Genomic DNA, 12,450 nt, shown 5'->3' on the forward strand with positions numbered 1-12,450 from the left:
TAGGCAATATGCCAATGTAACTATAAATCATAATCCCCAGCACTTTTAAGTTAATAATTTCACAAATATAAACGAAGGAGAGTTCAGCTAATGGATTTCATTATGTATCTAATTGACAATATATTCAGTCAAGCAGTGTTTGTAATTGGAATTGTTGTTTTAATCGGCTTATTGGTACAAAAGAAAAGCTTTGATAACATTGTTTCCAGCACAGCTAAAACAATGATCGGCTTTTTGCTTATTAACACCGGAGCACAATCTCTAGGAATATCTTTATTACCTTTACAGCCAATGCTTAGTAAAGTATTTCATTTGAATGCAGAAGTACCAACACTTGCTGAAGCTCAGATGGAAAGCTTTGTTGCAATTGGTACTGAAATGGCACTTATTTTTGCTTTAGGCTTCATTATTCATATTTTATTTGCAAGAATGACCCCATTTAAATATGTACACTTGTCTGCTCATGTGTCTTTTTTCTATGCTGGTTTAATCGCAGCATTGTTAAAGTTCGGTACGAATATGGGATTTGTCCCACTTGTATTATCTGGTTCACTTATACTCGGATTTTATTTAACGTTTACTTGTTCTTATGTAGCGCCGCTTATGAAAAATATTAAAGGTGGAGAAGGCTTCACGTTAGGACACTCTAGTTCTAGTGGTGTTTGGATTGCAGCAAAGCTAGGCGGGGTGTTTGGTAATAAAAAACGCGATTTAGAAGATATTAAGATTCCGAAAATGTTAAATTTCTTGCGTGAAATGACGATAGCGCTAACAGTTATTATGTTTTTATTATTCCTTGTTGTATCCATTATCTCTGGTCCAACTTGGGTTATGAAAAATATAAGTGAGGGAAGAGATGTTTTTTCTTTCTCTTTATTAAATGGCTTGCAATTTGGATTGTGGATTACTGTTATTTTAGCTGGTGTAAGGATGTTATTAGCTGAAATCATCCCTGCATTTCACGGAATTGCTGATAAAGTTATCCCAAATGCAAAACCTGGCTTAGATGTACCGCTTTTATTCCCAAATTACCCGACCTCAGTTATTGTAGGCTTTTTAACGAGCTTAGTTGCGGGATTTGTTGGGATGATCATCTTGGCTTTCATTGATTATCCAATTGCTGTTTTTCCAGCACTAATACCAACATTCTTTACTGGTGCTGCTACAGCAATATTTGGGAATTCAACAGGGGGAGTTAGAGGTGCATTGATTGGTTCGTTTGCCAATGGTTTAATTTTAATTCTTGGTCAAGCATTTCTTCTTCCGCAAGTAGGGTCCTATGCTTCTATTATGCGCATACTTAGTGAAACTGACTATGCTTTGTATGGGCCATTACTAGGTTTGTTACTTAAGTTGATTGGAGGCTAATAAATCATGAAACAACTTGCATTGTATCTGCCGTGCTGTTTTCCAAATGAAACAAAATTTTTTGATGTTTTAGATCTTATGGAGAAATATAAGGTCGACATTTTAGAATTGGGTGTTCCAGTCACCAATCCTCACATGGATGGGGCGGTTATTAAGGAAAGCCATCAACAAGTGTTAAATCAAGGGTTTAATAAAGCCGATTTTAAACAAATACTAGCTAGAATAAAGGAGCAATATTCTTTTAAAGTAGTGGTTATGACTTATGCGGAAGGTCTTATGGAGTACGATTTATTAACTTCCTGTAAAAATACAATGGACGGTTTACTATGCGTTGATAGAACTGTTACTATTGAAGATTTTCATTCACCTATACAGATTTATAATGAGGAAATGACTGACGAAGTACTAAAAGAACAGTTGGAACATAATCGTTTATTCGCTTATTGTATGAGTGGCATTGGTAAAACGGGTAGCTTTCATCATGTGCCAAATAATTATATGGATACAATGAAGCGTATAAAGACGTTTAGCTCGATTCCTGTTTATATTGGATTTGGCATCAAAGATCAAAGAGACGTAGCTAGTGTGTTTGCAAACGGTGCAGATGGAGCAATTATTGGTTCTTATTTTGTGAACTTGGTAGCAACTTCTACAATGGAGCATATTGAAAACTATCTCAACGAACTAAAGTATATTCGATAAATAAAATGGGTATTGGTATGTTATTTTACAGCTTGTAGATTGCTTATATAGTATTCTGCGAGCTTTTTTATATTGTACACAATCGCCATAATTCATAAGCCGTTTTAGTGTTTACTTTTGGATACTTATAGGTTTCGACAATGATTTTGTTAAAGTTAACCATTATATATGTTATGATGAAACTAGGTAGAAAATGTTAGCTAAGGGGGAGTAGCATAGTATGAGTGCAAATATTCTAGTAGCTTATGACGGTTCAGAATTAAGTAGAAAAGCAGTAGAGGAAGCAAAAAAGCAGGCTAAGCTTGTTGATGATGCAACAGTGCATGCAGTAACTGTCATTACTCACGCTGGGCCAACAGCTAATGCGGCACTTGCTCGCAGTTTTATGGGTGATATGGCAGAAGAAATTCGTCCATCAATGGAAAGGATACGAGAAGAATTTGAAGAAGAAGGCATTCATTGTAAATCGGAAGTGTTGTTAGATTATTCTTTTCGTAATCCAAGCTCTCAAATTGTAGAGTATGCAAAAGAAAATAATATAGAATTGATTATTTTAGGTAGTAGAGGACTGGGTGGAGTAGGTCGACTTCTGTTAGGAAGTGTCAGTAGTCAAATTGTTCAACATGCAGCGTGTAAAGTACTTATTGTAAAATAGAGTAAATGGTGGAGCAAGGGAATAATCCCTTGCTTTTTATATTTGCAATGTCAATATTTTTGCTCACAAAATAAGGGAAATGTTAACTTTGTGAAAACGTTTTCTTAAATAGCATTATGTATCCTGCATATATGTTACGCTTAAAGTGACTAGATGAACAGGGGGGATGCATAATGATGAGAAGTAGAATAAAATGGCTATTGTTCATGTCACTTGGAATGTTTTTAATTTTATTTACAGCGTGTAGTAATAGCGAGGCAGAAAACAATAAGAAAACAGGAGAACAAGAGGGAGAGTTAGCGTATAATCCTCCTTCTATGGAGGAGTTAGATGCGGATGATCCGATGACTTCTTACATTCAAAAAGGCGAAAAAATATTTAACGAGACGAACACTGTATTATCGGAAAGAGTAGGGAATGAATTATCCTGTGCAAGCTGTCACGCGGATGGTGGGGTAGCCCCTTCCTCTAGTATGGTAGGTGTGACGACACAATTTCCGCAGTATAGACCAAGAGAAGGCGTAGCGTTTACAATTGAAGACAGAATTAATGGATGTATGGTAAGAAGTATGAATGGGCAGAAAATGGATTATGATAGTGAAGAAATGCGTGCGCTTACAGCTTACTTAACGTATATTTCAGAAGGGATTGAAACCGGTGAAGAAATCCCGTGGCGGATGCAAAATACGATGGAGGAAATTCCTGAGCCTAATGTAACCAGGGGAGAAGAATTATACGAGCAAAAAAATTGTTTGAGTTGTCATGCCACTGATGGTTCTGGAACCGGAGCAACAACTGGACCAGCCTTGTGGGGAGATAATTCATTTAATGATGGAGCGGGTATGAGTAGACTGAGTAAAATGTCTGGATATTTAAAAAATAATATGCCTCCAAATAAAGACGACACGTTAACAGATCAAGAAGCAGCGGATATTGCAGCTTTTTTGTTATCAAAAGAACGACCGGAGTGGAAAGGACATGACTCAGATTGGCCAAATGGAGGTAGACCTTCTGATATTATAAATAAAGAACGCAGAGAAAAAATTCGTGAAGGCACATTTAATTGGGCTCATATTGAAAATGTTATTCCTGCTAAATAATGCATGAGAGCTGTATTTACTTTATCCCAAAGATAAATACAGCTCTTTTAAATGCGTTTATATTTATGCAAGATAGGCTATTATAGGCTGTACTCCCATTATAAGAAGGGCATACCCGAGCTAATTATACAAGATGAAAGTTTCTCTTTCTAAAAATCAGTGCTAGGATAGAGAAAGGAAAAGCTTTTTACATTGGCTATCGTCAGAAGAAAATGGCGGTATGTAGAAGAAGGGATCAAAAATGGTATTCATTCTTTGTTTAGCAATAGGGATAGTAACAGCGCTGGTTGGTGCTTTGATGGGATTAGGTGGAGGACTTATTCTTATTCCAAGCTTACTGGGGTTACATCAATTTGTAGATGCATTCGCGTGGGTAACGCCTCAAGCTGTAGTTGGAATCTCGCTTGTAGCAATGGTATTCACAGCATTATCTTCAACAGTTGCTTATGTAAAAACAAAACGAATTGATTATAAAGCAGGCTTGTGGCTTATTTCAGGGAGTATTCCTGGAAGTGTTTTTGGCTCTTGGCTCAACAAGTTTATGGATACAGAGCCGTTTTTATTTTACTTTGGAATCGTTATGATCGCAGTGTCCATGTTATTTTTTATGAAACGAAAGATAACCTCGCAAGTTGAACCCCAAAATAAAGGTTTACGGAGCTTTTATATAGACGGTAAAACGTATTATTATCATTTTTCGGCTTGGATAGCGTTTGTGTTGTCGCTAGTTGTAGGGATTCTTTCCGGCTTGTTTGGTATTGGTGGTGGATCAATCATAGTTCCCGCTATGATTCTTTTATTTGGTATACCTGCGCATGTAGCTACAGCGACATCTATGTTTATGATTTTATTTATTAGTCTAATTGGAGCTAGCACACATATTACGCTTGGTAATTTGGAATGGCAATATGCGCTATTCTTCATTCCAGGAGCATGGATTGGTGGAAAATTAGGAGCCATGATCAATCAACGCTTGACTGGAAAAGCGCTTGAATGGATTTTGCGCATTTTATTAATTATAATTGGAATTCGAATGATTTTTCAAGGGCTGTCATAAGGAGTATTTGTAAAATGGAAGAACAAATCTATTTTTATTATACGAACGATTTACATAGTAAGTTTGATCATTGGTCCCAAGTATCGTATTTTTTAAAGCAGTCGAAACGGCGTTGTGAAGTTACAGGGGAATCGTGCTGGACGGTAGATATTGGTGATCATATGGACAGAGTACATCCAATAGCAGAAGCATTTAAGGGGCAAGCAAATACTGCTTTATTAAATGAAGCTGGTTACGATATCGTTACACTTGGTAACAATGAGGGGATTACTATTTCTCATGATGAGCTCCATGCATTATATGATGAGGCGAAATTCACAGTGGTTTGTGGTAATTTGCATGATACGATTGGAAAATCACCAAGCTGGCTACAGTCTTATACAATAGTAACTTCAAAACAAGGAGTCAAAATTGCTGTGTTAGGACTTACTGCCCCTTTTAATGCGTATTATGAGTTGTTGGGGTGGCATGTTTCCCCGCCTTTAGAACAGTTGGAGCACTTATTAGATACTGTGAACCGTGAAGCGGACATCATTATCGTTTTATCTCACTTAGGATATAGTGAGGATTGTGAAATAGCACGTCGGTTTCCAAATATTGATGTAATTATAGGTGGACATACGCATCATTTGTTGAAAAGTGGGGAGTACGTTAATAATAGCCTTATCACTGCTGCCGGAAAAAACTGTTATTATGTTGGAGAAGTAATTTTAACATGGGATCATAAGCGAGGAAAATTAAAAAGTAAGCAGGCATATACGTCTAGTATTAGCCATTTCCCTAAAGATATAGACACTGAAAAATTGTTAGCAGCTTATGAAGAAAAAGCAGAAAATATTTTAGCTAAACCAGTTATTGAACTATCCAGCCGTTTAGAAGTAAACTGGCGCAAAGTGACTCCCGTTTTACAAGCTTTAACAGAAGCACTAAAGGAGCAGACAAATGCTGATTTTGCTATGCTGAATGCGGGTGTATTACTAGAAAGCTTGCCTAAAGGAGTTGTCACATACGGCGACGTTCACCGTATTTGTCCACATCCGATAAATACATGTGTCGTTGAATTAACTGGAAGTGAAATAGTAGAAGCTATCCGTTCTTCTTTAACAGAAGAATTTATGGAATTTCAGTTAAAAGGGTTTGGTTTTCGCGGGAAAATGATAGGAAGAATGGCTTTTTCAGGTTTAACACCACAATTAGAAAAATTAAAGGATGGAGCTGTATTTGTTAAACAAGTATGTCAAACAAGGGACGTTCCATTACAGCCGAATCAAATGTATACATTGGCTACCGCTGATACGTTTACGTTTGGAAGGTTAATACCGGAAATTGCACGTTCGAAAATGAAAAAATACTATTTGCCAGCATTTTTGCGGGATATATTGGCGCAAACTTTAAGACGTATGTATGGGTGATGTTTTTTAGCATTCCGCCAGTCTGTGAAGCTCCTGCTTGAAGAAAGCCTGTATAGTAGGAGGTAACACTATTTAAGTTTTATTCCTTCTTTAATAATTCGTGGGGAAGAAAAGAAACGCTCTCGAATGCAAGATATACTTTATATGAAACATGGAATGATAGAATTATTCATTCTAAACCTCCTTCAGCATACATAGACTTGCTTTGAGGAGGTTTTTTGATGAAAAAGCGACCAAGAAGGAAATTACGAACAGACTCCCCTTTGAAAATAATATTATTGTTGACGACAATTGCTTTTGTTATTTTGACCTCCCTTAGTATTTTAATTGTTGATAAGGGGATAACTCCTCCTCTGATGGAGATTGCAAATCAAAAAACGAGAGAATTTGCTACGAGGACGATCAATGAAGCAGTCAAGTCGACGGAAAATATTAGCTTTGATGATTTAATGGAAGTTAATTCAGAAAACGATGTCTCTATTGTCGGATGGAAATCTGCTGCTGTAAATCGTGCGCTTCGAGCGGCTACCAAACGAGCAGAATACTTTTTGTACGGTATGAATAAAGGGCAAACATTGGATACAGAAGATCCTGACATGCCTCCACAAGATTATGGAGATACAGCAAATGAGTTAGCTGATAAAGACCCTACAGTTGTTGAGATTCCAATAGGTCAAGCTACTGGTAGCACGATCTTAGCAAATCTAGGGCCTAAAATACCGGTTCATTTTGAAATTGTTGGTAGTATTCAATCAGATGTGGAATATATTATGAAAGACTTTGGGATCAATGCTGCATTAATAGAAATATATATACCAGTGACAGTAAATGCACAAATTGTTGTACCGTTTAGTACGGAGTCAGCAGAAATTCGTACGAAGGTATATGTAGATTCTCGCGTAATTATGGGCGATGTTCCACAATTTTACGGAGGTGATGGTGAAAACGCACCTAACATTTCCGTTCCCAAAGATGACTTGAATCGAGACAATTAAAATGTTATAATTACTTTTATAAATAGAATATGAAACCTTATCAGATCGGTGAGGTAGAGGTGCAGTGTATAAGAGTAGTCTATTGGAGGATGATAACGATGAAGATAGATGAAAGGATATATTGCCGAAGCAGTATGTAAGGGTCGCACTTCGTATTGCTGGTATGCTTTTGAATAAGAGGTATACTGTCATGCAGTAAGCAACATGCATGGAGAACTACTGATCGAAATGGAGGATAACGTATATTGTAAAGACAATGGTAGGTTATTTTCTATCATTGTCTTTTTCTATGTTTTAACTTAAAAACTTCAATTCACTTATCCCCTCTCTCCTTGAACAGTATGTTTCCTTGCTCGATTGCAACCAATTTTTATGGAGGTAACCGAAATGGAAGGAACAATTTTTTCACTTATTCCAGCAGTCTTGATGCTGGTACTAGTTCTCTTGACGAGAAATGTTTTATTATCTTTAGGAACTGGAATTGTAGTAGGCGCTCTACTTATCCATAATTTTTCTGTTTTAGATTCATTCCACGAGATTTGGACACAGTTTTATACCATATTTGTCTCTGATGGAGGGTTAAATACTGGGAATATCCTATTGCTATCATTTTTAATATTATTAGGCATTATGACTGCTTTTTTACAAGCGTCTGGAGGAAGCAAAGCCTTTGGTGATTGGATGATAAAAAAAGTAAAAACTCGCTCTGGAGCTCAGGGAATGAGTGCATTCTTAGGGTTAATTATATTTATAGATGATTATTTTAACAGTTTGGCCGTTGGTCAAATTGCCCGCCCGCTTACAGATCGACATAAAGTTTCTCGAGCTAAATTGGCCTATATTATTGACTCGACATCTGCGCCTGTCACAGTCATATCTCCTATTTCTAGCTGGGGAGCATATATCATTGGAATTATGGGTGGTTTATTTGCTGCCAATGGAATTACATCATTGGAGCCTTTGGAAGCTTTTGTTAAAATGATTCCCTATAATTTATATGCAATCGCAGCAGTTTTAGCGGTTTTTTTAGTTGCTTATTTAAAAGTAGATATTGGGCCAATGCGAAAGCATGAAAAACGTGCGATAGAAACAGGTGAATTAATTGATCCGAAACAGGATAATGTACCGGGAGATTTAAGTGACACGTTTACAGCGCATCAAAATGGGAGAATTTATCATCTTTTATTACCTATCGGTGTACTTATTATAGCAACAGTGTCTTCCATGATTATTACTGGTGCAATGGCTACAGAAGATAACATTAATTTACTGACTATATTTGCAAACACTAACGTAAACTTATCCTTGTTTACTGGTGGCGTAATCGCAGTATTAACATCCTTTTTGTTTCATCTTAGCCAGCAAAAACCGAGAAATTCAAGTTTAAAGATTGTTTTAGAAGGTGCCAAAACAATGATGCCGGCAATTTATATCCTACTCTTGGCTTGGATGATTGGCTCTATTATTGGTGTTTTGGAAACGGGTGAATATTTAGCTGGTATCGTAAATGATGCCTCGATAAACCCTGCTTTATTACCATTTTTGTTTTTCATAATTGCTGGTTTTATGGCACTTGCAACAGGAACATCTTGGGGAACGTTTGGAATCATGTTACCGATTGCTGCGGAAGTAACAAGTATTACAAATATGGAAATGCTATTACCATCTATGGCCGCGGTATTAGCTGGTGCTGTCTTTGGAGATCATTGTACACCGATATCGGATACAACTATTCTGTCAGCTACGGGGGCAGGAGCGAATCATATTGACCATGTGATGACGCAACTCCCCTACGCTTTCATTTCTGCTTTAGCTGCATCTATTGGTTACATTTTAGTCGGACTTACAAATCAAGTGTTACTGCCACTAGTAGTGACACTATCCATTATTATTGCCTTTGCCACCATTATTCATTTTGTGAGAAAAACAAAAACCATACAATAAGTGTATGAAAGTGAAAAGCCTCTAAGGTTTTGCTGCTAAGAAATCAAAAGCTTCTTAGTATAAAGCCGAAGGAGGTTTTTTGCATTATAGGAAAGCATAAATTTTAAAGATTTATGGTTAGTATTATTTCTCAACATATCGACTGGTTATTTTTAGTGTATCTCTTAAGTACTCCATATAATGATCATAAATATTTTTTGACATATGCATGAAGTGCCGTTATAATACAAACATAAATATCTGAAAAAACCAAACTTTTAAAATATTTCTTCTTTCTAATTTTTTAGACAGAAGAAAGGAGGGAGAAAAGATATGGAAACACGTTCGCAGTGGGGAACAAGAGCAGGGTTTATTATGGCGGCAATTGGATCAGCTGTGGGATTAGGAAACATTTGGCGTTTTCCTGCTGAAGCTTATGGCAATGGTGGAGGAGCCTTCTTTATTCCATATTTATTTGCATTATTAACTGCTGGTATCCCTATCTTAATCATGGAATTTACGATGGGGCATAAATACCGCGGTTCTGCTCCATTAACGTTTCGGAAAATGAATAAGAAAACCGAATTTATTGGCTGGTGGGCAGTGTTGGTGGCGTTTGTAATTTCTACTTATTATTCTGTTATTATTGCCTGGGCAATATCATATGCCTATTTTTCTATTAATTTGTCCTGGGGGACGGATACAGAAGGGTTTTTATTTAATGATTATTTAAAAACGGTTGATCCGGGTCAAATGGGGAATTTAGTTCCAGGGGTATTTATTCCATTAATTTTAGTCTGGATTGTTGTTTTATTTATCTTGTTCCGCGGTGTGAAAAAAGGAATTGAAATTGCGAATCGGATTTTTATTCCAACATTAGCTATTATATTTTTAATTATTGTTATTCGCGCGGTGACATTGGATGGAGCACTCCAAGGTTTGCAAGCCTTTTTCGAACCAGATTTTACTAGTATTTTTTCAGGTGAAGTATGGGTCGCTGCCTACGGGCAAATATTCTTTAGTTTATCAATCGCATTTGCAATTATGATTACGTACTCAAGTTATTTGCCTAACAAATCAGATATAACAAACAATGCATTTATTACTGGGTTTGGAAACTCTAGTTTTGAATTACTTGCAGGAATAGGCGTCTTTTCGGTACTTGGATTTATGGCAAGTCAATCGGGGGTAGCTGTAGATGAAGTTGTTTCTAGTGGTGTCGGTCTTGCGTTTGTTGTTTTTCCAGCCATTATTAATGAGTTCCCAGGCTTAAATGGGTTGTTCGGTTTCTTGTTTTTTGCATCTTTGGTATTAGCTGGGTTAACATCGTTAATGTCCATTTCGGAAACATACATTGCTGGCATATCTGATAAGTTTAATATATCCCGTGGAAAAGCAGTCCTGTTTGGAGGGGGAATAGCTGCTCTTATTTCACTAGTTTATGCAACACAAGGTGGCTTGTTTTTCCTTGATACGGCAGACTATTTTATTAATCAATTCGGTGTAGCAATGCTTGGTTTAGTAGAAGTTGTATTAATTGCTTGGATACTTCGCCAGGTGAAAAATTTGAAAAACCATGCCGATGAATTATCTGATATTAAGTTAGGTTGGTGGTTCCCAGTTAGTTTAAATGTTATTACACCAATTGTATTAGGATATATGATGTTCGATCTATTACGGTTAAATATATTGAAGTTATTTGATACACAAACAGGTAATTATGAGGGTTATTCTGATACATTTATTTTATTTGGAGGTTGGTCGGTTGCTGCCGTTGCACTAATTATAGGTGTCTTTATGGCTGCTACAAAATGGCGTTCAAAAGAGGCTAAAGGTTATTCGGATCAAAGGGAGGCTAAATAATATGAGTACTAGTGCTATCTTTGTCATGATCTTAGGAATGGTAATTATTTGGGGAGGGCTTGCAGCAAGTATTACTTATGCTGTAAGAAAATCAAAACAAAAATAAAAGCGGATAAAATAAGAGTTTGCAATTAATAAAAACTTGTTTTGAAACAAGGGCCTTATCAAACCCTCTATTCGAGAAGATTAATCATGTAAATATAAAAAAACAGACGTTATATGGAAAATGCCAGCAATACAAAGCGATGTAGCTTTGTATTGCTGGCATTTTAAACGTATATCATTTATCTTTTTATTTTGTCATGCGTTCCCATTTTTTTAAGTACGGATATGGATCAAAAGACCATTCACTATATCCATTATCTTTATACATACCATAGTGTAAATGCGGTGGGAATTTTCCTGAAGTTCCAGGTGGCCCATAACCAGTGGAACCGACTCCTCCAAGCACATCACCTGGCTTCACAACTTTCCCTACTTTAATGTCATCTTCATAACCACTCATGTGAGCATAATAATGGTAAATATTATATATATCTCTTATTCCAATGCGCCAACCACCGTATAAGTTCCACCCCATCATTTCAACGACTCCATAAGTGGTTGACTTCACAGGAGTACCATAATCTGCAAAAATATCTGTTCCTTCATGAATTCTTAAGCCACCAAAGCCTCTTTTATCTCCCCATGTACTGCGATAGCTATAATTATAAGATGTAGACACGGGAAAATCTCGTTCAATTAACTGAATGTCTTGAAATTTTTTAAAGACTTTAGCTGTATTCATAATGGTTTGGACAGTTAAATCTCGGTTATAGTAATTCCAAAGAGCAATCTTAATATCATCTTTTGTTTGTCCGTACTGCAAAATATAGTTTCCCATTGTATAAAGAACATCTTCAGGATTGGTTGGGTCTGCTATTTGATCGCCGTTGCCATCTTTTCCATAACCATTAAAAAAATGTATGAGTCGTTCATCATTAATCATTGCTGCATTACCAAGGCCAAACCAAGCTTCTGTAGGAAATTCAATAGAAACCGCTTGTTCATCATCAGCATCTTTTTTTGCGTTTCGTTCATAGTTATCAATGGCAGCAAAATAATACCATGGAATTTGTGTTACTGCTTCTGTTTTTTTAAATAATGCCATTCTTTTTTTATAAATAGAATTACTATCTGCTTTTGTAAGTGTAGGCATAAGTATAATGGAAAGTGTACATAATAAAAACGTTATAACAATACGGTTGATAGACAATTTTTTCACCCTTTTGATCCACGATAGGAAGTATAAAAATTTTATGGATTGTAGTAGTGTTTCAAGACTTATCTTTTTGCATTTTAAACTTGTTATTGGCTTTAACTTTTCCTACAATCC

11 protein-coding genes and 1 riboswitch are annotated in these 12,450 nt (G+C 36.4%); of the genes, 10 read left to right on the forward strand and 1 reads right to left on the reverse strand.

The annotated features are described in order from the left end of the window. The first annotated feature begins 90 nt into the window (after positions 1-90). The 10 genes from D9780_RS04325 to D9780_RS04370 all read left to right on the forward strand — a co-directional run bounded on the left by D9780_RS04325 (position 91) and on the right by D9780_RS04370 (position 11,181). Positions 91-1,368, forward strand: a complete 1,278-nt coding sequence (locus D9780_RS04325; protein ID WP_121639409.1) for a PTS ascorbate transporter subunit IIC — start codon at positions 91-93, stop codon at positions 1,366-1,368. A 6-nt stretch (positions 1,369-1,374) separates the two neighbouring features. Beyond that, entirely contained in the window at positions 1,375-2,070 is a 696-nt protein-coding gene (locus tag D9780_RS04330) for a tryptophan synthase subunit alpha (protein WP_121639410.1), read from the forward strand. Between the two features lie 220 nt (positions 2,071-2,290). Next, on the forward strand, positions 2,291-2,725 hold the full coding sequence (locus D9780_RS04335) for a universal stress protein (protein WP_073010920.1): 435 nt from the start codon (positions 2,291-2,293) through the stop codon (positions 2,723-2,725). A gap of 173 nt (positions 2,726-2,898) precedes the next feature. Beyond that, the gene (locus D9780_RS04340; protein WP_121639411.1) at positions 2,899-3,825 is read left to right on the forward strand and encodes a c-type cytochrome; all 927 of its coding nucleotides are present in this window, start codon (positions 2,899-2,901) and stop codon (positions 3,823-3,825) included. 241 nt (positions 3,826-4,066) lie between these two features. After that, on the forward strand, positions 4,067-4,882 hold the full coding sequence (locus D9780_RS04345; protein ID WP_121639412.1) for a sulfite exporter TauE/SafE family protein: 816 nt from the start codon (positions 4,067-4,069) through the stop codon (positions 4,880-4,882). Positions 4,883-4,896: 14 nt separating this feature from the next. Further along, on the forward strand, positions 4,897-6,294 hold the full coding sequence (locus D9780_RS04350) for a bifunctional metallophosphatase/5'-nucleotidase (protein ID WP_121639413.1): 1,398 nt from the start codon (positions 4,897-4,899) through the stop codon (positions 6,292-6,294). Between the two features lie 221 nt (positions 6,295-6,515). After that, positions 6,516-7,289 carry a sporulation protein YunB gene (yunB, locus tag D9780_RS04355; protein WP_073010935.1) on the forward strand — a complete coding sequence of 258 codons (774 nt, stop codon included), beginning with the start codon at positions 6,516-6,518 and terminating at the stop codon, positions 7,287-7,289. A 46-nt stretch (positions 7,290-7,335) separates the two neighbouring features. Beyond that, a riboswitch (Lysine riboswitch) is annotated at positions 7,336-7,516 on the forward strand. 160 nt (positions 7,517-7,676) lie between these two features. Beyond that, entirely contained in the window at positions 7,677-9,233 is a 1,557-nt protein-coding gene (locus D9780_RS04360; RefSeq protein ID WP_121639414.1) for a Na+/H+ antiporter NhaC family protein, read from the forward strand. A gap of 312 nt (positions 9,234-9,545) precedes the next feature. Next, positions 9,546-11,075 carry a sodium-dependent transporter gene (locus D9780_RS04365; protein ID WP_121639415.1) on the forward strand — a complete coding sequence of 510 codons (1,530 nt, stop codon included), beginning with the start codon at positions 9,546-9,548 and terminating at the stop codon, positions 11,073-11,075. 1 nt (position 11,076) lies between these two features. Next, positions 11,077-11,181, forward strand: coding sequence for a methionine/alanine import family NSS transporter small subunit (locus D9780_RS04370; protein ID WP_073010943.1), 105 nt, complete (start codon positions 11,077-11,079; stop codon positions 11,179-11,181). 186 nt (positions 11,182-11,367) lie between these two features. Here D9780_RS04370 and D9780_RS04375 read toward each other — a convergent pair whose 3' ends face one another. Continuing rightward, positions 11,368-12,273 (reverse strand): M23 family metallopeptidase, encoded by a 906-nt coding sequence (locus tag D9780_RS04375; RefSeq protein ID WP_116277282.1) that lies wholly within the window; start codon positions 12,271-12,273, stop codon positions 11,368-11,370. Between the last annotated feature and the right edge of the window lie 177 nt (positions 12,274-12,450).

This window comes from Virgibacillus sp. Bac330 (assembly GCF_003667845.1).
GTDB classification, from domain to species: Bacteria; Bacillota; Bacilli; order Bacillales; family Amphibacillaceae; genus Virgibacillus; species Virgibacillus chiguensis.

Coding starts and splice junctions, on each gene's coding strand:
- D9780_RS04325 (WP_121639409.1), top strand. CDS start 91: ATGGATTTCATTATGTATCTAATTGACAATATATTCAGTCAAGCAGTG.
- D9780_RS04330 (WP_121639410.1), top strand. CDS start 1,375: ATGAAACAACTTGCATTGTATCTGCCGTGCTGTTTTCCAAATGAAACA.
- D9780_RS04335 (WP_073010920.1), top strand. CDS start 2,291: ATGAGTGCAAATATTCTAGTAGCTTATGACGGTTCAGAATTAAGTAGA.
- D9780_RS04340 (WP_121639411.1), top strand. CDS start 2,899: ATGATGAGAAGTAGAATAAAATGGCTATTGTTCATGTCACTTGGAATG.
- D9780_RS04345 (WP_121639412.1), top strand. CDS start 4,067: ATGGTATTCATTCTTTGTTTAGCAATAGGGATAGTAACAGCGCTGGTT.
- D9780_RS04350 (WP_121639413.1), top strand. CDS start 4,897: ATGGAAGAACAAATCTATTTTTATTATACGAACGATTTACATAGTAAG.
- yunB (WP_073010935.1), top strand. CDS start 6,516: ATGAAAAAGCGACCAAGAAGGAAATTACGAACAGACTCCCCTTTGAAA.
- D9780_RS04360 (WP_121639414.1), top strand. CDS start 7,677: ATGGAAGGAACAATTTTTTCACTTATTCCAGCAGTCTTGATGCTGGTA.
- D9780_RS04365 (WP_121639415.1), top strand. CDS start 9,546: ATGGAAACACGTTCGCAGTGGGGAACAAGAGCAGGGTTTATTATGGCG.
- D9780_RS04370 (WP_073010943.1), top strand. CDS start 11,077: ATGAGTACTAGTGCTATCTTTGTCATGATCTTAGGAATGGTAATTATT.
- D9780_RS04375 (WP_116277282.1), bottom strand. CDS start 12,273: ATGCCTACACTTACAAAAGCAGATAGTAATTCTATTTATAAAAAAAGA.